Here is a 22115-nt window from a genome sequence, read left to right on the forward strand (position 1 = left end):
CCACGCGCTGCGTCTGGGGCCAACTCCCCCTGCCGTCGTTTCAGCCACAATCGGCGCGCCGGCGGAGGACCTTCCCTCGTCCAGGAAACGTTCAAAACCGCAACTGGTGCCGCGGGCAGGAAACGGCAATGATCGTCCAATGACTCCAGCTCCTCCTTCCGCCGCGCCCCTGCGAACAAACGGCGAAGGGAAGCTCGTCTGGGCTGCCATCGCCGTGACCGTGCTTCTGTGGGCATCAGCCTTTGTCGGTATCCGGGCCGCTGCCGCCGACTACTCCCCCGGCGCCCTCACCCTTGGCAGGATCGCCGTTGGAACCCTTACCCTGGCGCTGATGCTGCTCGCCACCCGGGCGCGGGACCGCCGGCGCGGGGAACCGCTGGCAGCTGCCTCCGGCAAGCGGCTGCCGCGGGGGCGGATCCTTGTCCTCGTCATCGTGTGGGGCGTGGCCTGGTTCGGCGTATACAACGTGGCGCTGAACGCTGCCGAGCAGCACGTTGATGCCGGAACCGCTGCCCTGCTGGTCAACCTTGCACCGATGATCGTCGCGGTCCTGGCGGGGCTCTTCCTGGGCGAGGGGTTTCCGCGGCGGCTGATTGCCGGCATGGTCATCGCCTTCATCGGGGTGGTGATCATCGCGGTGTCGACGTCGTCGGGCACCTTCGATGCCCTCGGCGTGGGTCTGGGGCTGCTGGCGGCGGTTCTCTACGGAGGTGCGGCGACGCTGCAGAAGAGCCTCCTGCGGCATGTGGATGCTCCCACCATGACCTGGATTGGCTGTCTCGCCGGCACGATTTCCTGCCTGCCGTTTACGCCGCAGCTGATCGAAGCCGTCAGCGCGGCACCGCTCTCCTCAACCCTTGCCGTCGTTTACCTGGGCGTTTTCCCCACTGCTATTGCGTTCACTACCTGGGGATACGTCCTGTCACGGTCCAGCGCTGGCCGGACCGCTGCCTCGACCTACGCCGTTCCGGCCGTCGTCGTACTGCTTTCGTGGCTGCTGCTGCAGGAAGTGCCGCCTGCTGCCGCCCTGTTCGGCGGGGCCCTCGCACTGGCCGGAGTCGCGGTGGCCACCCTTCGCCGTCGGCGGGTTGCCTGAGCTGAACCCGCCGCTGCACGGTTTGACTGGAAGGAATATCGTGACGAATCCCGACGACGCATCGGTGTACCTGGCCCCTGCCGACATCCAATCCGCCACCTTCATCGACCAGCACCGCGAGATGCTGGCCGGGTCTCTGCGTGGCCTGACAGAACAGGAGGTGAGGATTCGGCTGGTGCCCTCCAAGACCACTCTGCTCGGACTGCTCAAACACGCTGCCTTCGTGGAAAAAGTCTGGTTCGGTGAAGCCGTCACCGGCCGTTCCCGCGCGGAACTCGGCCTGCCGGAAACACCCGGGGAATCCTTTGACCTGACTAAAACGGACAGCATCGGTTCTGTGCTGGCCGCCTATGCCGAGGCAGTTGCCGCATCCCGGGAGGCCGTTGTGGGTATGAGCGGGGAGGACCTGCTCCGGGGCAACAGGCGGGGACCACTGCCGCTGAGGTGGGTGCAGCTCCACGTTCTGCGCGAACTCGCCCAGCACTGCGGTCACGCTGATATTCTGCGCGAGCAGATCCTGGCTATGCGCCCCTGAAACTAGTCCTGCCGCTTGGGCCAGGGCTACTATACGTCCGGGCCACCGTGCCGGACGTCCCGCGGATGGCCGTTCGGGCGGCACACGGCGGGCCCCTGACCGCTGGGCCGGGCTCCGGGCTCCGGGCTCCGGGCTCCGGTTAGCTGCCCGGCAACCGTTCCACGACCAGACGGTTGCCCTCAGTCCGCAAGGTGAAGCTCCCCAGCAGATCAGTGCGGGCTATCTGTGCCCCAGCCGCTTCCAAGGCTTCCAGAGTGTTCCGTGACGGATGCCCATAGGTGTTTTCCGCCCCCACCGAAATGAGCGCAAGCTTGGGGCGGAGGGCAGCGGGCAGCGCTGCGCCACCGTTGCGTGCGCCATGATGTGCCACTTTCAAGACATCTACCCGTGTGTCCCTCAACGCCGGTGTGGATTGCAGCAGGCGCATCGCGGCATCTTCTTCGATATCACCGGCAAACAGAAACGTAAGGCCCGCTGTCTGGAGCAGCAGGACGGCACTGGCATCATTCTCGGTCAGGTGCATCCCTGCGCCTGAGCCAACCGATAATTTGTCGGCCGGGGGCCAGAGAACCTGCCATTGCACAGCTCCGCTTTGACCGTGCGTCCCGCGGGAAAGTCGCTGCGGGGCCACTCCGAAGCCAGCGGCCAGGCTGGAGATCTGGCGTGGCAGTTCAGTCTCGGCTGAGGAAAAGGCAAGGCCGTGCATCTTCCGCCCATCCCCTGTTGCCTCTGCTCCGCCGTAATGGTCGGCGTGGACGTGGCTGATCACGAGCAAGTCCACGGTGTCGATCCTGAGCTGATCGAGGCAGCTATCCAGTGCCCTTGGATCGGGGCCGGCATCTATGACGATCGCCGCGGCGGGCCCGGTCCTGATCACCATCGCATCACCTTGCCCCACGTCGCAGGCGGCAGCAGTCCAATCCGTAGTCATGGGGGCCCGCACACCCGGCCGCCACCAAAGGAACGCCGTCCCCGCGAGCAGCAGGGCAGCTCCGGCGGCCAGCCAGCGTTTACTCCTGCAGGTCAGGCCATGCTGGCCTGTGCTGGGTGGGGTCCGTTCACCGGCGGGCTGACCTGCCCGTTTCCCGCCAAGCAGGAGGATGCCGCCGGCCAGGACCGCGCTCACCGCGGCCATCAGTGCTGCCCCCGTGGCTCCGGACATCCACGGCAGCAGGGCTCCGGGCGCCTCAGCGAAGAACCGGGCCACCGCCGCTACCCATCCCGTTCCGGTTCCAGCTGCCCACAGAGGCGGGAACGCCAGCGCCGGTAGTACGGAGGCAAGAATGACGGCTGCCATTCCCACAATCGTGACCATGGGTACGACCGGTGCTGCGGCAATGTTGGCGGGCAGGGAGTACATCGGGACTTGGGGCTGCAGGAGGATCAGCACCGGGGCGCAGATAATCTGTGCAGCCAGCGGCACAGCTGTGAGAACTGCCAGCGGATGGGGCAGCACCCGCTCCAGCGCCGCCGTGAACCTGGGTCCCAGGGAAATCAGCCCGGCCGTGGCACACACCGAAAGAATGAACGCGTAGCTGCCGCTCAGCCACGGGTCAGCTGCTAGAAGGACCGTGACGCAAAGGCACAGCAGTGCCGCGGGAACCTTGCCGCGCCCGGTCAGCACCGCGGCTGTACCGATTGACCCCATGACCGCTGCGCGCAGCACGCTGGGGTCAGGGCGTACCACCAGCACGAACGCGGCGAGGGCTGCGAGTCCCGCGGCGGCTGCCCACAATCTGGGCAGCCGCAGCATCCGCGCCAGCAGGAAGATAAAAGCCATGAGGTAGCTGCAGTTGGCACCGGAAACGGCTGTCAGATGTGTCAGTCCGGTGTCCGTCATGGCGGCGGCGAGGTCTTCCGGGAGGGCGGTCCGGTCCCCCAGCACCATGCCGGGAAGCAGTCCCGCAGCATCAGTCCGGCCCAGGCCAGCGGAACGTTCCGCGAAGTTCGTCCGCAGGTCCGCCGCCATTCCGTAGAGGCCGGCTGCCGGGGTATGAGCCGGTGCCCGTCCGGTGCGAAGCACCGCCGCCATCCGGTCTCCGGGGCGGGTTGCCGCAAGCGGTCCGGAAGTGGAAAAGCTGTCTCCGAGCCGGATTCCTGCGTAAGCGCTGTCGCCGATCACCAGCACCGGGGTCCGGGACGATGACCGCATCCCGTCATGGGTGAAGCTCAGCAGCTGTGCTTCCACCAGGTAGCGGGAATCTCCGCTGAAGCGGTCCGGTGTTCCGGCGCGGGCGTCCCCGAGCGCCCGGAACTCTCCGGTGATGACCGCCTGTCCGGTGATCGATTCCTGGACTGGACCGCCGGTTCGGTGCATGAGGGTTGTTCCGGCAGCGGCAGCGACCAGGACGGCGACCGCCAGGGGTGCCAGGACCGCTGCAGCCACGTTCCGAATCGTGCCGCTGCGCCGTACGACGATGACAGCGAGCAGGAAGAGCAGCACAGCCGTTCCTGCGCCTCCAGCGAGGCAGGCTGCCGGTGCCGGCATCCGGATTGCAGCAGCAGCCGTTATCCAGGCGGACACCGCGACGGGCACCAGTCGAAGCTCGGTCAGGGGCGGCGCCGGAGGACCCGACGCTCCAAGGATCTTCTTGGTGACGCTTCCGGCGTGCTTCCTGCCGTCCCGCACATACCGAAGGATCGCCGCAGCAGCACCCGGCGCTCCGAGCGGATGGTGCATGGGCGGGTTTGGTCCGGAAGGCTGAGCCCCCGGCTGGTTATGCCCGGGCGGGTGAGACCCAGCTTGATCAGGTCCGGCCCCGCTAGGCCCTGTTGTGTGAGAGCCGCTGGCGGCCGCCGGGGACACTGCAGCGGCCGTGTACCGGGCCCAGCGGCTTCGCCCTCTCACCACCGCCGGCACCGGATTACAGGTCCCACGGGGCGAGTCAGACCGTGACCAGCGGCAAAAGCGCTGCGAGCATGGTCTCCCCGATTCCGGGAACAGCATCCAGGTCTTCTGGCCGGGCAAACCGTCCGTGGTCCGTCCGCCACGCGATAATCCGTGCCGCCAGGACCGGGCCGACCCGGGGCAGAGTCTGGAGCTCGGCGTCGCTGGCCGTGTTGAGGTTCACCGGTCCTGCTGCCGCACCGTTCAGGGAGCTGCTTCCCGCGCCGCCTCCGGCTGGACCAGGAGGGTTCCCTGGTGCTGAAATGCCGACCGGCGCAGCCGTCTGCTCACCGACCGCTGGAACCACAACCATGCTGCCGTCTTCCATCAGCGCTGCGAGGTTCACCTGCGCCAGGTCAGCGTCGGGCGCGGCACCCCCGGCAGCCTGAACCGCGTCTGCCACCCGTCCGCCGGGCTTGATCCGCACGATTCCCGGCCTGGTGACCGCCCCTGCCACATGAACCACCAGTTCTGTGCCGCTCGCTCCCACCCGGTCCGGGTCCGGCAACAACTCTTGCCGTGATTCAGCATCCGTCTGCCCTGGCTCCCCGGCAGGGTTCTGGCGTTTGGCCGCTTGGTCCCCGGCAGCGGCTTCGGCAGGAATTTTCCCGGCAGGGCCTTGATCGGCAGGAGAGTTGCCGGTCCCATCCGCCTCAGCACTGAGTTCCACGGCAAATGTCTCCTGCGGCTCCCTGTTCTGAACCAGCGGCACGGCCATCGCTGCCGCGAGCAGCAGGCAGGCCGCCAGAACGGCCCCACGCAGCGGAAACCGCCACCTCCGGGGGAACTGTTCCGCCGTCCCCTCGTCGAATGCCGCTTCATCACTGCCCATTCGAGGCATGGACCCGTTCGATTCCCTGGGGGAAGGCTGCCGGGCTTCGGCCCGTGTGGTGTCATCCGGCCCGGGATCCCGCCGGCGGGCTCCCGGAGCCGATGGCAGCGTGTCGGCGGGTTCGGTGTCCCAGCGGTGTGTGGCCATCCCAGCAACCTAGGTGGCGGCGGCCTGCCCGGACGCGTCCCCGCCAACGATGTGGGTAACCGCCTCGGCGCAGACCCCCCGCCAAGGGTTGTGGAGGGTCAGCGAAAGCAACAGTCCGGAACGTGCACTGGAGCAGCCTTCCCCGGGCACCGGTTTACTGGTTGCCGCTAGTTGCCGTTTTCGAGCCTGTCACGCCTGAACTCATTCGCGTAGTCAACGAACCACTGCAGAAACTCCGGGTTGGCAACGCTGCCCACGTTAAGGGCACGTTCAAGCTCGAACCCGAGGAAGAGCCTCTTGATGGGAACTTCTAGCCGCTTGTTCGAGTGGGACACAGGGATCCCTGGCACAACCACGATCTCATCTGGGACGTGTCTGGCAGTCGTACGCCTACGGATCTCCGAATTCAGGAGCGCGATCAGACTCTCATCAAGTTCCACGCCTTCGGCCAGCTCTACGAACAGCGGCATGTAATAGTCCCCGCCCGGGATCTCGATGCCGAGGATGAGCGACTGCTTGATCTGCGGTATGTCGTCGACAACGGCATAGATGTCTGCGGTGCCCAGCCTGACCCCGTTTCGATTCAGAGTGGCGTCGGATCGACCATGCACCATGAAGGACCCGCGCTCAGTTTCAGTGATCCAGTCACCGTGCCGCCATACCCCGGGGTACTGGTCAAAGTACGCGTCTTGATGGAGCTGACCATCGAGATCATTCCAGAAGAACAACGGCATCGACGGCATCGGGCTCGTAACCACCATTTCGCCCAGTTTCCCGATCACTCTTTCCCCGGACGGAGTCCAGGTTTCGACCGCGGCGCCCAGGCATGCCCCCTGAAGTTCACCGAGCCGTACCGGTTCCAGTGGATTTGAGCCGAGGAAACCGGAACAGATATCGGTGCCACCGGAGTCGGAGCCGAGATGGACATCCAGCTTCACGGCCTCATGGAACCAGCTCCAGGTGCTCGGCGGCAGCGGCGAGCCCGTAGACATAACACGGGTCAATGCCGACAGATCGAATTTGCGTCCCGGTTCTTCGCCAGACTTCTCGACCATCGTCAGGTAAGCCGCCCCGGTCGCGAACATCGTAGCTCCCGTCCGGGCGAGGATATCGAATTGCCGGTCCACTCCCCCCACCGCCGGTGAACCTGCATAGGTGACCACCGAGGTACCCACCACCATCGTGTTAACCAGGGTGTTCCACACCATCCAGGAAGTGTTTGCTGCAACATAGTAGCGATCCTGCGGTCCCATGCCCTGCTGAAGCCCAATGCCCTTATATGACTCAAGCGTGATGCCGCCGTGGGAGTGAACGATACCCTTCGGCGCACCAGTCGTTCCCGAGGAAAAGAGCACCCATAGCGGATGATCGAAGGGGACACGCACGGGCCGAACACGATCGTGGCCATGCAACAACGGCTCCAAATCCTGGAAACCCGCGAACGCTGCAGGGCTGTCCTGGAGGTTCCTAACCAGCAGGCGCTGATCCGTCTGAGGCAGGCCCTCGGCAACGCGGGCGAAATACCCGGACAAGTCGACTCTTCGCCCCTTGAACTCGTAGCCGTCAATGCCGATGAGTACCTTGGGTTCAAGCTGCCGAATCCGGTCCAACGTCGCGTCCACGGACATGTCCGGCGAGTTAATAGACCAGATCGCGCCTAGGGATGCGGTTGCCAACAGGCCTATCACTGCCTCCGGAACATTCGGAAGCACTGCGGAGACCACGTCTCCCTGTCTCACCCCACGCTGATGCAGTGCCGCTGCCAAGGATCCAACTTGATCGGCGAGCTCGGACCAAGTGATGCAGTCGCTATTGTTGCCTTCATCGATGCTCAGGATCGCCGGTTCGTTGGACATTTCTTCCAAAACCGAATACCTCAGGACGTTTTCGGCGAAGTTGAGCCGTGAGCCTTCGAACCATTTGGCCCCGGGCATGCTGGGGTTTGCCAGTCCCACAGTGTCCAAGCCATCACCCAGGACATCGAAATAGCAGACGATTTCTTCCCAGAAAACTGATGTTTCTTCGACCGACCATCTATGCAGGTCCTGATACGTCGACATCGTCAAGCCGTGTCGGGAATTCGCAGCCTCCATGAAATCGCGCATGCGCGGCTTCCCGTCGGGTGCCGGTGTCCATGTGACATCGCCGGGGGCAAAACGTCGCCTGGGTTCGTGCCCACTGGAACTATTGCTGTTTGATTCGATCGTTTTCAAATTGACGCTTCTACTTTCTTACTGTGTCCGCATTGACTTGTCCCCGGAGCCTGGACCAGGGCGCAGATATGTTCCGGGAGGTGACTGCTACTCGAGACGGTTAGGAAGCCAGGTGACCACTTCCGGCACCGCCACGAGGATTGCCACCAACACGATCTGCAGCAGGACGAAGGGAAGCAGCCCCTTGAACGTGTCTTCCAGCTTCACCCCCGTTGCCGTCGAAACGACGAATGCGTTCATCCCCACCGGCGGAGTGATCATGCCGATTTCGATCATCACGGTGAAAAGAATGGCGAACCAGATCCCGTCAAATCCGAGCTGAGTGATGATGGGATGGACCAGCGGCGCCACGATAATAATGATCGCGAAGGCATCGAGGAACATGCCCAGCGGGAGAAGCATCACCAGTATCAGGACCACTACAACGAGTGGCGGAACATCGAGGGAAGCGACCCAAGTGGATAGTCGCATCGGGACTCTGGTCATGACAAGGAAGACAGAAAAAATTGCTGCCCCGATCATCAGTCCGAAGGCCATCGACGTCGTTCCGGCGCTGTCCATCACCGATTCGTACAGCCGCTTCAGGACGGTGCGTCCACCGCGCTTACCCACCTCGACAAAAACCATGATCAACGCGGTGAAAGCACCGAATGCGGCCGACTCAACGATGGTGAACAAACCGGTAAAAGTGCCAATTAAGATAATGGCGAAGATGATCGTGATCCAGGCCAGGGCGCGGAACATTGCGACCGGGCTTCCGTCCGCTTCGGCTCCATCCGTCGCTGCACCGATCTGGGGGTTCGGCTGACTGCCGTCTCCATGGGTCGTTCGTTCTGCACCGGCTGAGACCAATTCCCTCGGGCGCGATTTCAGCCTGGACGCCAGGACTCCCCCTGCGGATGCAACGGCCGCCGGGAGCTCGCCCGGCTGCGGAACCGCGATATTATTTCCAGCCCTTAGCATCACGTAGATGCCAACCATCACGAAGGAGAGAAGTCCCGGGACAATACCGGCGGCGAGCACCCGAGTAATCGATTCTTCGGCAATGACCGCATACATCACCAACATCACGCTGGGCGGAATCAGCACACCGAGCGTGCCGGCCGCAGCGACAATGCCGGTGGCGAATGATGGCCGGTATCCATAACGGCGCATCTCGCCCACCGAGAGTTTGCCCAAGCTGGCCGCTGTCGCCAGGCTGGATCCAGATACCGCAGAGAATCCAGCACAGGCTGCGACCGTCGCCACGCCGAGGCCTCCGGGCAGACGGCCCAGTGCAATCGATGCAAGCCTGAAGACCCTGGCTGCCAATTGCCCGTGTACGGCCAGCATGCCCAAGAGGATGTACATCGGTATTACTGAAAGGTTGTAGTCCGAAGGCGCCTGGAACGCAGTATTACCCAGCGCCGCGGTGGCTTGATCAGCGCTGCGCAGCAGCAAGATCCCGACGGCTCCGCTGGCAGCCAGGGAAAACGCCACCGGGGCCGAGGCCAACAGGAGTACAAAAAACACGCCAAAGGCGATCAGGAGAACCACGTCCGGGGTCATCCGTTGCTCCCTACCAAGGTAGTCCCGGGCGTTGCCTCAGGCTCGGCAACCGCCATCGGCTGAGAAGCAAAAGGTTCATCGGTTTCCGTCCGGAGCCAAATGCGTATCGCCGTCATGACGAACTCGATGGCAACCAGCGTCATGCCCAGGGCCGCCAGCAGGCGGGCAGGCCACATGGGGAAGGCCACCAGTCCCTGGCGCACCTCTCCCCTGCCAACCGAGGAGAACGCATTGCCCCAGCATGAATAGGCAATCCAGGCAGCCGTCAGAGCAGCCGCGATCACACCAATCGAACGGACCACACGGGATACTCCCGGGCTCAGACGTTCGGTTAGCAGAGTTACCCGGACACTCGAACCGGCCCGCTCTGTATATGCCAATCCCATGAAGGCGACAACAATGACGAGGGATTCCACTAGTTCATAGATTCCATTAATGGATCTGTTGGTGAGTATACGCACGGTGACATCGCTGACGATGGCCACCATGATCGCTGCAACACCAGCAGCGGCGACTATGCCGAATGCCTGTGAAACGCGACCGACAAGCCTGTCGAGGGTACGCATGGCTTTCCTTCCAATGATTATCAGTGGGTTAGTCGGAAGGGCTACTGCAGTTCCATGCAGATCTGCGCTGCCGTACGGTGATCGCCCGAGTCACGCTCAACAATCAGTTCCTGGTATCGATCCAGCAGTGCGTCGGGTGCTTCTGCCGACCCTGCAGCATTGGCCAGCCACGTTTCTTCCAACCGCTTCTTGGCTGACTCGGCCCACGCCTTTCCGTCGGCTTCCGGGCCGATTTCATTGAAAGTTGCACCTGCTTCAATCATGACCCGGCAGGCTTCTTCGGTACCCGGGTTCAGGAAATCTTTGGCAACGAACGGCTGGACGGCCGCCGTTGCTGCATCGACTGCTCCCTGCAATTCCGGATCCAGCGAGTCCCACACCCCGCTGTTCATGGTCCACATCATCTGAATAATGCCGCCGGTGTAGGCACCGGTATCGTAGAAATACGGGGCCACTTCATAAATTCTAATTTTCGAGGCCAGCTCGGGCGCAAAGCTTCCACCGGCAATCACACCGCGTTCAATTGATTCAAAAACTTCACCCAGTCCAGCGGCCACAGGGTTTGCACCAAGCTCATCCAGGGAGATTGACTGGCCACCCGTTGCCCGAATGCTCTTACCCGCCAGCTCCTTGAGCCCGGAGATCTCTTCCCGCATAGCGATCGCATGGGCGCCAGCCGGGCTGAAGAACAGCAAACGCTGATTCGCCGAAGCGAATTCGGCCTGCATTTCTTCGGATTCCGAATACAGCTGCTGCAGCGCGTCCGAAGAGGCCTGCATATCTGTGGATTGGAAGCCCAGCGATCCCAATTCGGCAAGGGGGAAGTCAGCAGGGGCGTACCCGCTGGAGCTGAATCCAATATCCGCGATCCCGTCCCGCAAACAGTCATTCATGTCGGCGGTGCCACACAGTGACCCGTTGTAGAAAACTTCAAAGCCGATACGTCCTTGGCTCCTGCCTTCAACTTCATCCATCCACAGTTGGAAGGACTTGGACAGCGCCGTGTTCTCCGGGTCAAAGTTTGCCACCGAAAGGGTGACCTCGGGCTTGTTGGCAGCTTCATCGTTCGCTCCGCCATCACTGGCGCAGGCGACCATGGTCAAGGCCAAGCCCGCTGCAGCGGAAGCCACCGAGAATTTTACGAGAGAACGCATTTTTGTTTCCTTCCGAAGGTTGCGCAAGCCGCAGAGGCACATATCCCTTAGTCCGCAACAAGATGGGTGCATAGCTCAATATGCAACATCAAGTGACTCTAGTCACAGATTTCACTATTAGCAATACAAATTACGCATTGCGTATTGTGCAACCAAGTGGAACAGTTAGACTTGTGAGGCCGAGGAGGTACCAGTTGATTGGTTCAGTGGACAAGGCAATGGCCTTGTTGGTCGAAGTAAAAAAGAGCGGCTGGCTCTCGGTGGCTGAGGCAGCCCGCCACATTGACGCGTCGCCCTCCACCGCACAACGAATTCTTGCCACAATGCGGGACCGCGGCTTCCTGACCCAGCGTGCCGACCGCCGCTACGGTTTGGGTGCCGAGATGAGCGCAAGTGCCATCTATCCGCCCAGAGTTTCAGCCATGCGCACTGTTCTGGCACCCTTACTGGTCGAACTCACCCGAGTGACGGGTGAAACCACTCACCTTGTTGTCCTGGAAAACACACAAGTCCGCTACGTGGATTGCAGCGAGTCCCCCCACCCGTTCAGGGCCCGCCCGCTCACTGGCAGCAGCATGCCCTCCCATTGCTCCGCTGGAGGCAAGGCACAACTAGCAGTGCTTCCCAAGAGAGTCGTGCGCAGCATCTATGCTCAAGGCGTACCTCCCTGGCCATTCTCAAAGATCACTACGCTGGAGCAACTGGAAACCGAGCTCAACGAAATTCGTTTGGGGGGATACGCCACGTCCATCGGAGAAACAGAGGGAAACATGGTGGGTCTTGGTGCCGCCATCATTGGGCAGGACGGCTTCCCGCTGGGTGCCATCACCTTGGCCATTCCAGGCGCAAGGTACGGTGAAATGAACGAGCAGGAGCTGGCCGCCGCCCTCATGAAAACCGCTGAGGAGGGTTCGCGTTCATTAGAATCGGATTCAAATCAGCCCATGAGGCCCAACAGCACCCTACGCACTGTCGTGACCACAGACCCGTGAACACGTAGCCTCCCGGGTTGGAGGGTTTGGGGAGTTCATCCGCGCGAGCTGCTTTCCTACTTCGGAAGGGCTAAGTTGCTCAGATCAGGCAATGTCCGGCTCCGGTGCCCCAGTTTCCCCCGTATCCGGCAGCACCCGGCCTGACACCTCCACAGCCGGCTCGTCGGCATCGCCGGGATCCCCGGCCGGGTCCGCACCCTGCGAAATTGCGACCGCCAGCACCCCGAGGCCGGCGTGGGCCGCCAGCACGGCCGGCAGCGGGCAGAGCAGCACCTGCGCATCGGCACGGTCCCGGATGACAGCGGAGGCGAGTCGTTCAGCCTCAGCTTCGTTACCGAAGTGATGAACCGCCACGAGGACGGGCCCCGTCCGGCGGCTAAGTTCCGCCCGGCAGAGCTCTTCCAGCCGGGCCAGGGCCTTGGGCGCCGTGCGGACACGTTCGATCGGAACCACCAGTCCGTCCCGGATGGCCAGGATCGGTTTGACCGCCAGCAGGGTTCCGAACCACCCGGCCGCCGCCCCAATCCGGCCGCCGCGGCGGAGCTGGTCGAGGCTGGGAACGTAGAAGAGAATGTGCGCCGCCGCAGCGCAGGACCGGGCCGCGGCCGCCACCGTTCCGGCGTCCGCCCCCTCCGCTGCCGCTGCAGCAGCGGCCTGGACGGCGAACCCCAGCCCCATGGCCACGGAACCGGTATCGATCACCTGCACCGGGATCGCGGAAGCCCGGGCGGCCAGCCGGGCCGAGTCCACGGTGCCGGAAAGCTTGGCGGACAGATGTACGGAGACCACGGCCTCGTAGCCCGCGTCGGCGAGCTCGGCGTAAACCTTCTCGAACTGTCCGGGAGACGGCCGTGACGTGCGCACATCCTGCCCCTGGGCAAGAGCCAGGGCGAGGGCGCCGATCATGCGGTCGGTGCCCTCGCCGTAAATCTGGTCGCCGATCATCACCGGCATGGAAACCACCCGGACCAGCGCAGCGAGCCGTTCCGTTCCGGCCCAGCCGGCGGGCAGCGAGCAGGAAGAATCCGTGACGACGGCGACGCGCGGCGGCGGCACGGTTCCAGCCCCCGTTACCCGGGGCTTGAACCACCGTCCGCGCAGCGCCGTCCAGTCCACGAGGCGGCGTCCTAGGCGGGCACGATGTTCACGAGCTTGGGTGCCTTGACGATCACCGTGCGGATTCCGGCGCCGTCAAGGAACTTGGTGACGTGCTCCGATGCCAGCGCGAGTTCACGCAGGGCGTCCTCGGTGATGTCGGCCGGCACTTCGAGGCGGTCGCGGACCTTGCCCTTGACCTGGACGATCGCGGTCACTGTGTCCTGGACCAGCAGGGACTCGTCGACCGCGGGCCAGCCGGCGTTCGCTACCGAGGCGGGGTGCCCGAGGGCGTTCCACAGGTCTTCGGCGGTGTACGGGGCGAAGAGGCTCAGGATCACTGCCACGGCTTCGGCTGCTTCGCGGACAGCCGGATCGGCTGCGCCGGCACCGGAGTCGATGGTCTTACGGGTCGCGTTGACCAGTTCCATCAGCTTGGCGATGACAACGTTGAACTTGCCGTTGTTGAGCAGGTCGGCGGCATCCGCGACGGCGCGGTGCGTCGCGGCCCGCAGCAACCGGTCCCCCGCAGAAAAATCCGCTCCGGGTTCGCTGGTAATGTCCTGGCCCAGGCGCCAGGCGCGCGCCAGGAACTTCGCGGAGCCCGACGGCGAAACGTCCGCCCAGTCGACGTCGTCCTCCGGCGGGGAGGCGAAGATCATGGTGAGACGCACGGCGTCGACACCGTACTTATCCAGCTGCTGGCCCAGGTCCACGCCGTTGCCGAGGGACTTGGACATGGCCTTGCCGCCGTTAAGCACCTGGCCCTGGTTCAGCAGGGCACTGAAGGGCTCGTCGGCCTCGATCAGGCCCATGTCCTTGACGACCTTGGTGAAGAACCGGGAGTAGAGCAGGTGAAGGATCGCGTGTTCGACGCCACCCACGTACTGCCCGACCGGCATCCAGTTGCGCACTGCCTCAGGATCGAAGGGACCCTCGGTGTAGTGCGGGGAGACAAAGCGCATGAAGTACCAGGACGAATCCACGAACGTGTCCATGGTGTCGGTATCGCGCTTGGCCGGACCGTCGCAGGACGGGCAGGAAACGTTGACCCAGTCCTCGACGGAGGCCAGCGGGGAGGTGCCCTTGGGCGACAGCGCCTCGCCCTTGAGGTTGGTGGGCAGCGTGACCGGCAGCTGGTCATCCGGGACCGGAACCTCGCCGCACTTTTCGCAGTGGATGATCGGGATCGGGGTGCCCCAGAACCGCTGGCGGGAGAGCAGCCAGTCACGCAGCCGGAAGTTCACGAACTTCTCGCCGGTGCCCTTTTCCTCGAGGATGCGGATGGCGGCCGGGATGGCTTCGGACTTCGGCAGCCCGTCCAGGTCCCCGGAGTTCACCAGGGTTCCTTCGCCGACCGTGGCGGTGCCGGAGACGGCCGGGTCTTCTTCACCGGTGTCGAGCACGGTGCGGACGGGCAGGTTGAAGGCCTTCGCAAAGTCCAGGTCGCGTTGGTCATGGGCCGGAACCGCCATGATCGCGCCGGTTCCGTAGTCGGCCAGCACATAGTCGGCAGCCCAGACCGGAAGCTTCTCGCCGGTGAGCGGATTGACCGCGTAGCGTCCGGTGAAGACACCGGTTTTGGTGCGGTCGGTGGACTGGCGTTCGATGTCGGAGAGGGTCTTGACCTGCTCGCGGTAATCCAGCAGCGCTTCGCGGTGTTCTTCGGTCACCAGGTCCAGCGCCAGCGGGGCATCGGCGGCGACGACGAAGAAGGTCGCTCCGTAGAGGGTGTCCGGACGGGTGGTGAAGACCGTGACCTGCTTTTCCGGCAGGCCGTCGGTGGCTTCGATGGCGAAGCTGACGTGCGCGCCCTCGGACCGGCCGATCCAGTTCTTCTGCATGGCCAGCACACGCTCCGGCCAGTGGCCCTTGAGCTGTTCCATGTCATCGAGCAGGCGGTCGGCGTAATCGGTGATCTTGAAGTACCACTGGTTCAGCGACTTCTTCGTGACCTGGGTGCCGCAGCGCTCACAGGCACCGTTGACGACCTGTTCATTGGCCAGCACGGTCTGATCCTTGGGACACCAGTTGACCGGGGAGTTCTTCCGGTAGGCCAGTCCACGCTCGTAGAAGCGGGTGAACAGCCACTGGGTCCACCGGTAGTAGCCGGGATCCGAGGTGTGCAGCCGGCGGGACCAGTCCACGCTGATCGCGTAGCGCTTGAAGGACGCTGCCTGCGTGTCGATGTTGCGGTACGTCCAGTCGCTGGGGTGCGCGTTGTTCTTGATGGCAGCGTTTTCCGCGGGCAGGCCGAAGGAGTCCCAGCCGATTGGGTGCAACACGTCATAGCCGAGCTGGCGCCAGTAACGCGCGACGACGTCGCCCATGGCAAAGGCCTCGGCGTGGCCCATGTGCAGGTCGCCGGAGGGGTACGGGAACATGTCCAGGACGTAGCGGCGTTCACGCGAGCCGTCGTCGGCGGGCGTGAAGACACCAAGATCGTCCCAGACAGCCGGCCACTTCTGCTCCATGGCCGCGAAACTGTAAACGGCCTCTTCCGACTGGTCAGTCTGTGACTGCGTGCTCACTATGCTTCGCCTCTGTCCTCAATGAATCCTGGTGATCCGCGGTCCACGGCGTGCTGCCGTTTCCGCCTGCGCTGTTGACTCTTCCCAGACACACAAAAGCCCCTCGTCAGATGCAAGGGGCTGCCGCGTTTTGCATAAAACGCGGCTATCTAAGGAGGAGCAAAGCGGTCATTTATCCACTTTACAACAGTGAAGGCCCGACGGCGGTCCGCAAGACACATGCGCCGCGCACCAGGTGCGGCGCACCCCCGCAGACACAGGGAAGGCCGTTTCCGGCTGGCAACGGCCTTCCCTGTCCTAACAAAATAGTCCCCCGGCGGGCTACCTGACGTCCTCATCCACCCAGTCGAAGGTCCGGGTGACGGCCTTGTTCCACAACCGCATCTGGCGGTCCCGCTCCGCCGGATCCATCTGCGGGGTCCAGCGCTTGCCTTCATTCCAGTTGGCTGCCAGCTGCTCGGTGTTGTCCCAGAAGCCGACGGCGAGCCCGGCGGCGTAGGCAGCTCCGAGGGCCGTGGTTTCCACAACCTCCGGGCGCACAACGTCCACACCGAGGATGTCTGCCTGGAACTGCATCAGCGCATCATTGGCGACCATGCCGCCGTCGACCCGCAGTTCGGTGAGCGGCACGCCCGAATCGGCGTTGACAGCGTCGAGTACCTCCCGGGTCTGGAAGGCCGTGGCTTCCAGCGCGGCCCGGGCAATGTGGTTCTTGTTCACGTAGCGGGTCAGGCCAACAATGGCGCCCCGGGCGTCCGCGCGCCAGTGCGGAGCGAACAGTCCGGAGAATGCCGGCACAATGTAGACACCACCGTTGTCCTCCACCGCGCTGGCCAGCTTCTCAATTTCCGGGGCGCTCTTGATGATGCCGATGTTGTCCCGCAGCCACTGCACCAGCGAACCGGTCACAGCGATCGATCCCTCGAGTGCGTAGATGGGAGCCGCGTCGCCGATCTTGTAGGCCACGGTGGTCAGCAGCCCGTTCTGCGACATGACTTTCTCTTCGCCGGTGTTGAAGATCAGGAAGTTGCCGGTTCCGTAGGTGTTCTTCGCGTCTCCAATGCCGAAGGCTGCCTGGCCGAAAGTGGCCGCCTGCTGGTCGCCCAGGATGCCCGACACCGGTACCTCACGCAGCAGCTGGGAGCCGTGCACGTTGCCATAGACCTCGGAGGAGGACCGGATCTCGGGAAGCATCGACTTGGGAACACCAAAAACTTCAAGGATTGAGTCGTCCCACTGCAGAGTGTCCAGGTCCATGAACATGGTCCGCGAGGCGTTGCTGACGTCGGTGATATGGACACCCCCGTTGACGCCGCCGGTGAGGTTCCAGACGACCCAGGAGTCAGTGTTTCCAAACATCAGGTCGCCGTTTTCGGCCTTCTCCCTGGCGCCCTCGACGTTGTCGAGGATCCATTTGATCTTGGTGCCGGAGAAGTAGGTGGCCAGCGGCAGCCCGACCTTGGCTTTGAACCGCTCGGGCCCGCCGTCCTTGGCCAGTTCATCCACTATTGGCTGGGTCCGGGTGTCCTGCCAGACGATGGCGTTGTACACGGGCTTGCCGGTGTTGCGGTCCCAGACCACCGCTGTTTCCCGCTGGTTGGTAATGCCGACAGCAGCGATGTCGTGCCGGGTGAGATTTGCCTTGGACAGTGCCATGCCGACGACTTCCCGGACGTTCGTCCAGATCTCTTCGGGATCGTGCTCCACCCAGCCTGCCCGGGGGAAGATCTGTTCGTGTTCCTTCTGGCCAACCGAGACGATATTGCCGTTGTGGTCGAAGACGATCGCCCGGCTGCTCGTGGTGCCCTGGTCGATGGCTATGACGTACTGCTGCTTGCTGTCTGACACTTGGTCTCTCCTTCGAGGTGGATGTCTTGGTGGTGGACCCGGCGGCGCCGGTCTACACGAGTACCGGCAACGGCATGAACGAGCCTACCCAGCCGCCGAGGGCGCCGCCGATCAGGGGCCCGAGGACGGGCACCCAGGCATAGGACCAGTCGCTGTTGCCCTTGTTCCGGATGGGAAGCAGGGCGTGGACTATGCGCGGTCCAAGGTCGCGGGCCGGGTTGATGGCGTACCCCGTTGGTCCGCCGAGGGAAGCACCGATGCCGACGACCAGGAGGGCCACCGCCAGCGGGCCCAGTCCGGTCACAGAACCCGCGAAGGCCACAATGACGAACATCAGCATGAACGTTCCGATGATCTCGGTGACGAGGTTCCAACCGTAGGAGCGGATTGCCGGTCCGGTGGAGAAAACACCAAGGATATTGGCCGGGTCCGGCTCGTCGTCGAACTGTTTCTTATAGGCCAGCCACGCTGCGACAGCACCAACCATGGCGCCAAGCAGCTCGCCGGCGAAGTAGGTCAGGGTGGACCCGACGGTGATGGCCACGCCAGGCGCGAACTCGTCCGCGCCGCTGGTGATCAGGCCAACGGTCACCGCAGGGTTGATGTGGGCACCGGAGATTGCGGCAACATAAACGCCCGCAAACACACCGAGTCCCCACCCCCAGGTGACCATCAGGAAGCCGCCGCCGTTACCTTTGGTCTTGGCCAAGGCCACGTTCGCGACGACGCCGCAGCCCAGGACGATCAGCGATGCGGTGCCCAGCATCTCGCTGAAAAATACCTGCCATAAAGTCACCATCGACTCCTCCGATCCATAGTTTGCCGTTGTCTGTGATGGTCTGTAATGGATTGATCGTGTTGTAAGAGCGGGGTGCAGCGCAGGTATGGACCTCGCAGCTCGGCGCACTGTAGCCCTATCGAATCAAGCTTTTACCTCCAGCGCCACGTTGTTTTTTGAAAGTGCAGGTCAGCAGCGTCAATTAGGCCCCGCGAGGAGCCCGTGGACCGGATAGGGCGCTCGGGCACGATCTCGGTAGAGTTTGAACATGCAACGGGCCCCGAAACTGACCTTGAACAACGGCGTGATGATCGACCAGGCGGGCTTTGGCACGTACAAGGTCCCCGCGGAGGATGCCGCTGCCCTTGTCACGTCTGCGTTGGAACTCGGCTACCGGCACATCGATACCGCTGCCCTGTACGGAAACGAGGAAGGTGTTGGAGAAGCGGTCCGCAATTTCACCGACACTGGGCATATGGTCCGGGAAGACCTGTTTCTCACGTCCAAGCTCTGGAACACCGACCAGGGTTATGACGCCGCCTTCCGGGCCTTCGACGCCTCGATGGACCGGCTGGGAACCGGCTATCTTGACCTTTATCTGATCCACTGGCCGTGTCCGGCACGTGGGCTGTTTGTCGAAACGTACCGTGCCCTTGAGGAGATTTACGCCTCCGGGCGGGTCCGGGCCATAGGTGTCTCGAACTTCCGCCGGGAAGACCTCGAGGAACTGCTCTCGGCCACCGGGATCGTCCCCGCGGTAAACCAGATCGAGCTCCATCCCTGGCTGGCCCAGGAGAAGCTGCGTGCCTTCCATGCCGCGAACGGCATCCGGACCGTGGCGTGGAGCCCGCTCGGACGCGGCGCCGTGCTGGCGGATCCGGTGATCACGGCGATCGCCGCGGAGCTCGGCCGCACGCCGGCGCAGGTGGTGCTGCGCTGGCACGTCCAGGCCGGGAGCATCGTGATTCCCAAGGCCAGCAGCGAAGACCGGATCACCGGAAACCTTGACCTCTTCTCCTTTGACCTCGACGACGCCCAGCTGGCCGCGATTCATTCGCTGGACCGTGGGCACCGCGTCGGCTCCGAGCCCAGCGAGGTGAACTAGTGCGGCTTCCCGGCGCAGCCAAAAAGAGTGCAGCCAGAATAGGTGCGGCCAGAAAGCGTGCGGCCGGGAGGGGGGTTCCGGCACCGTTCACGCGCGAGGCCGACGTCCGCACCTACCGGGTCCAGGGAACAGCCCAGCGCTGTTGGGATTTTTCGGCCCCCGCCGGCGGCCCGGACGCCCCGCCGATCTTTATGGTGCACGGTTTCCGGGGCGACCATCATGGCCTGCTTCGCATCGTCGAGGCCCTGCCGAAGCACCGGGTCATCGTTCCGGACCTGCCCGGTTTCGGACAGGGCTCGGTACTGCCGGGAATCCATAACGCCGCTGCGTACGCTGATTTTGTCCGCGCCAGTTTTTCCGGGCTCGGCCTGGGACCGGAGACCGTGCTCCTGGGGCATTCCTTCGGCTCGATCGTCGCGGCGCGGACCGCGGCGGAATCCCCCGAGCTGATCAGCCAACTCATCCTGGTGAACCCCATCTGCGAACCGGCGCTGGAAGGCCCCAAGGGGATCACCAGCAAGGCTGCGGAACTGTACTACCGGGTTGCCGCGAAGCTGCCCGAAGCTGCCGGCCACGCTCTGCTGACCAATCCGCTCATCGTGCGGGGCATGAGCATCCTGATGGCGAAGACCTCCGATCCCGGTCTCCGCCGCTGGATCCATGCCCAGCACGATGCTTATTTCAGTGCCTTTGCGTCCCGCGCCGTGGTGCTCGAAGCCTTCCGGTCCTCCATCTCCGAAACAGTGCGGGACTCCGCCGCGCAGCTGCGCATGCCGGTCCTGCTCATCGCAGCGGACCGGGACGACCTGGGCTCGGTTCCGGCACAGCGCCGGCTCGCCGGAATGATCCCGGACGCCGAACTGGAAGTACTCGAAGGGACAGGGCACCTGGTGCACTATGAGGCCCCTGACGTCGCGGCCGCCCTGATCACCGATTTCCTGGAACGGAGGCATGGCCAAGCATGAAGATCGTGTTCGACGCCCGCTTTACCCGCACCGACCAGCACGACGGGATCAGCCGGTACGGTGCCAGCCTCATCGAGGCAGTTTCCCGGCATGCCCAGGTGCAGATGCTGATCAGTGACGAAAGGCAGCTGGCGCTTCTGCCGGATGTGCCGTGGGTCAAGATCAATTCGCCGCTCTCCCCCGCTGAACTTTTCGTGGCACGAAAGGTTAACCAGCTCGACGCCGATGCTGTCATCTGCCCGATGCAGACCATGGGCAGCTGGGGGCGGGACTACCCGCTCATCCTGACCCTGCATGACCTGATCTATTACCAGAATCCGACGCCGCCGGGTTTCCTTCCACTGCCCGTGCGCCTGCTTTGGCGGCTCTACCACCTTGCCTACTGGCCGCAGCGCGTGCTCCTGAACCGGGCCGACGTCGTCGCCACCATCAGCCACACCACCGCGGCGCTGATGGCGCGGCACCGCCTGACCCGCCGTCCGGTGCGGCTGGTCTCCAATGCCCCCCAGGAGGGGACGGTACCCCGCGGTGCCGGGTCCGCACCGGAGAAGACCCTGCTCTACATGGGCTCCTTTATGCCGTACAAAAACGTGGAGACAATCGTCCGCGGTATGTCCGGGCTGCCGGGCTACACCCTCCATCTGCTGAGCCGGATCAGCCCTGAACGGCGGGCCGAGCTCGCAGCGCTGACGGTGGATCCTTCCCGGCTTCTCTTCCACAACGGGGTGAGCGACGCCGAGTACGATGCGCTGCTGCGCCGAGCCACGGCACTGGTCACCCTGTCCAAGGCGGAGGGCTACGGATTGCCGGTCATTGAGTCCATGGCTGCAGGCACACCAGTCATCGCCAGTGACATCCCGATCTTCCGCGAGGTTTCCGGCGGAGCTGCCCTCCTGGTGGATCCGGACAGCCCGGACGCCTTTGCTGCGGCGGTGAACACGCTTTCGGACCCGGGCTGCTGGCAGGAAGCCTCAGCGGCGGGGCTGCGGCGGGCCGGGGAATACGACTGGGATGCATCAGCCAAGCAGCTCGTCGAGGCGGCGGCGGAAGCCTCGCGGCTGTTCACGGCGAAGCGTCGCCGGCGGGCCCGGAAAGACGGATAAGTTCCGCCGGTACGGCTATGCCCGTCCGGCCCCGTTGCCTTTCCTTTTTCTTAACCCGTTCCTGATCCAGGATATGGGTGTGCACGCGGGTCGGTTCCGGCATGGTTTTTGCCCCCAGTCAATCGTCCCCGGCTATCTTGTCGATTCCGGCTACCAGCAGGACTACCAGTGCGCCGAGGAACGAGTTTCCGACTGTCACGACGAATACACCCAGTCCCGGGGCTGACCCCCAGTCTCTGGGGTTACTCCCATCTCCCGTTGAGGCAAAGAGGCCCATCAGGCCCAGGATGAAGACGGCCACCGGGGCCACGATGCAGACGCTGAGACCTGCTAAGAGGTAGTCCCCCCGGCGCAGCGTGCCTCGCCAGAAACCGATGATGCCGACGACGAACGCCAGGAGGGGAAGGACGAAGAAAGAGCCGGCGGCGAATAGCTGGGTGACTGTTATGTCTGCGCCTCTCTCATGACATCTCCATGAATTACGGCGGCGAAGGCTAACGCCATTCCCGAGATATCAGCCGCTGGAATGTCGGCTGCGTTCACATTGTAATTGGCTGCCAATAGGCCAGCAAAAGGGGCCGGGTTGAAAACCCGGCCCCTAACGTTACGCCATTTGGGCCAGCTAGGCCTTTCTGAAAGCCAGGCCAGTCAGACCCTTAGGCGAGTTAGGCCAGGCGGACCACCATTTTGCCCTTGTTGGCACCCTTCATCAGGTCGATG

17 protein-coding genes are annotated in these 22115 nt (G+C 63.7%); 6 read left to right on the forward strand and 11 right to left on the reverse strand.

Going from position 1 to position 22115, the window contains the following annotated elements; all coding sequences use genetic code 11:
• The first annotated feature begins 139 nt into the window (after nucleotides 1-139).
• Together RTN46_RS10440 and RTN46_RS10445 are read left to right on the forward strand one after the other, a co-directional pair.
• Nucleotides 140-1096 carry a DMT family transporter gene (locus tag RTN46_RS10440; RefSeq protein WP_312181140.1) on the forward strand — a complete coding sequence of 319 codons (957 nt, stop codon included), beginning with the start codon at nucleotides 140-142 and terminating at the stop codon, nucleotides 1094-1096.
• A 40-nt stretch (nucleotides 1097-1136) separates the two neighbouring features.
• Nucleotides 1137-1631 carry a DinB family protein gene (locus tag RTN46_RS10445; protein WP_312181142.1) on the forward strand — a complete coding sequence of 165 codons (495 nt, stop codon included), beginning with the start codon at nucleotides 1137-1139 and terminating at the stop codon, nucleotides 1629-1631.
• Between the two features lie 139 nt (nucleotides 1632-1770).
• Here RTN46_RS10445 and RTN46_RS10450 read toward each other — a convergent pair whose 3' ends face one another.
• The 6 genes from RTN46_RS10450 to RTN46_RS10475 form a co-directional block, all read right to left on the reverse strand.
• Nucleotides 1771-4311, reverse strand: a complete 2541-nt coding sequence (locus tag RTN46_RS10450; RefSeq protein WP_312181144.1) for a ComEC/Rec2 family competence protein — start codon at nucleotides 4309-4311, stop codon at nucleotides 1771-1773.
• Between the two features lie 205 nt (nucleotides 4312-4516).
• A complete protein-coding gene (locus RTN46_RS10455; protein WP_312181146.1) occupies nucleotides 4517-5497 on the reverse strand; it encodes a helix-hairpin-helix domain-containing protein in 981 nt (326 codons plus the stop codon).
• A gap of 167 nt (nucleotides 5498-5664) precedes the next feature.
• Nucleotides 5665-7710 carry an acetoacetate--CoA ligase gene (locus tag RTN46_RS10460; RefSeq protein WP_312181148.1) on the reverse strand — a complete coding sequence of 682 codons (2046 nt, stop codon included), beginning with the start codon at nucleotides 7708-7710 and terminating at the stop codon, nucleotides 5665-5667.
• An 87-nt stretch (nucleotides 7711-7797) separates the two neighbouring features.
• A complete protein-coding gene (locus RTN46_RS10465; protein WP_312181150.1) occupies nucleotides 7798-9258 on the reverse strand; it encodes a TRAP transporter large permease subunit in 1461 nt (486 codons plus the stop codon).
• Nucleotides 9255-9824: a TRAP transporter small permease gene (locus tag RTN46_RS10470; RefSeq protein ID WP_312181152.1), complete on the reverse strand. Its 570-nt coding sequence runs from the start codon at nucleotides 9822-9824 to the stop codon at nucleotides 9255-9257. The genes RTN46_RS10465 and RTN46_RS10470 overlap by 4 nt, the downstream gene beginning before the upstream one ends.
• Nucleotides 9825-9865: 41 nt before the next feature.
• Entirely contained in the window at nucleotides 9866-10978 is a 1113-nt protein-coding gene (locus tag RTN46_RS10475) for a TRAP transporter substrate-binding protein DctP (protein ID WP_312181154.1), read from the reverse strand.
• A 206-nt stretch (nucleotides 10979-11184) separates the two neighbouring features.
• Here RTN46_RS10475 and RTN46_RS10480 point away from each other — a divergent pair, with 206 nt between their 5' ends.
• The gene (locus RTN46_RS10480) at nucleotides 11185-11970 is read left to right on the forward strand and encodes an IclR family transcriptional regulator (RefSeq protein ID WP_312181156.1); all 786 of its coding nucleotides are present in this window, start codon (nucleotides 11185-11187) and stop codon (nucleotides 11968-11970) included.
• Between the two features lie 84 nt (nucleotides 11971-12054).
• Here RTN46_RS10480 and RTN46_RS10485 read toward each other — a convergent pair whose 3' ends face one another.
• The 4 genes from RTN46_RS10485 to RTN46_RS10500 form a co-directional block, all read right to left on the reverse strand.
• Entirely contained in the window at nucleotides 12055-13086 is a 1032-nt protein-coding gene (locus tag RTN46_RS10485; protein ID WP_312181157.1) for a DegV family protein, read from the reverse strand.
• 11 nt (nucleotides 13087-13097) lie between these two features.
• The gene (gene leuS, locus RTN46_RS10490) at nucleotides 13098-15599 is read right to left on the reverse strand and encodes a leucine--tRNA ligase (protein WP_396157619.1); all 2502 of its coding nucleotides are present in this window, start codon (nucleotides 15597-15599) and stop codon (nucleotides 13098-13100) included.
• Nucleotides 15600-15917: 318 nt separating this feature from the next.
• On the reverse strand, nucleotides 15918-17444 hold the full coding sequence (gene glpK / locus RTN46_RS10495) for a glycerol kinase GlpK (protein ID WP_312181161.1): 1527 nt from the start codon (nucleotides 17442-17444) through the stop codon (nucleotides 15918-15920).
• A 52-nt stretch (nucleotides 17445-17496) separates the two neighbouring features.
• A complete protein-coding gene (locus tag RTN46_RS10500) occupies nucleotides 17497-18240 on the reverse strand; it encodes an MIP/aquaporin family protein (RefSeq protein WP_312181163.1) in 744 nt (247 codons plus the stop codon).
• 250 nt (nucleotides 18241-18490) lie between these two features.
• Between RTN46_RS10500 and RTN46_RS10505 the strand changes: the two genes are divergently transcribed.
• From RTN46_RS10505 to RTN46_RS10515, 3 genes are all read left to right on the forward strand, one after another.
• Nucleotides 18491-19327, forward strand: coding sequence for an aldo/keto reductase (locus tag RTN46_RS10505; protein WP_312181165.1), 837 nt, complete (start codon nucleotides 18491-18493; stop codon nucleotides 19325-19327).
• Nucleotides 19328-19518: 191 nt separating this feature from the next.
• Nucleotides 19519-20292 (forward strand): alpha/beta hydrolase, encoded by a 774-nt coding sequence (locus tag RTN46_RS10510; RefSeq protein WP_312181167.1) that lies wholly within the window; start codon nucleotides 19519-19521, stop codon nucleotides 20290-20292.
• Nucleotides 20289-21395: a glycosyltransferase family 1 protein gene (locus tag RTN46_RS10515; RefSeq protein ID WP_312181169.1), complete on the forward strand. Its 1107-nt coding sequence runs from the start codon at nucleotides 20289-20291 to the stop codon at nucleotides 21393-21395. The genes RTN46_RS10510 and RTN46_RS10515 overlap by 4 nt, the downstream gene beginning before the upstream one ends.
• Before the next feature lie 118 nt (nucleotides 21396-21513).
• Here the strand turns inward: RTN46_RS10515 and RTN46_RS10520 are convergent, their stop codons facing one another.
• A complete protein-coding gene (locus RTN46_RS10520) occupies nucleotides 21514-21705 on the reverse strand; it encodes a hypothetical protein (RefSeq protein WP_312181171.1) in 192 nt (63 codons plus the stop codon).
• Nucleotides 21706-22115 lie beyond the last annotated feature (410 nt).

The sequence above is a fragment of the Arthrobacter sp. genome (genome assembly GCF_031988865.1).
Classification (GTDB): domain Bacteria; phylum Actinomycetota; class Actinomycetes; order Actinomycetales; family Micrococcaceae; genus Arthrobacter_B.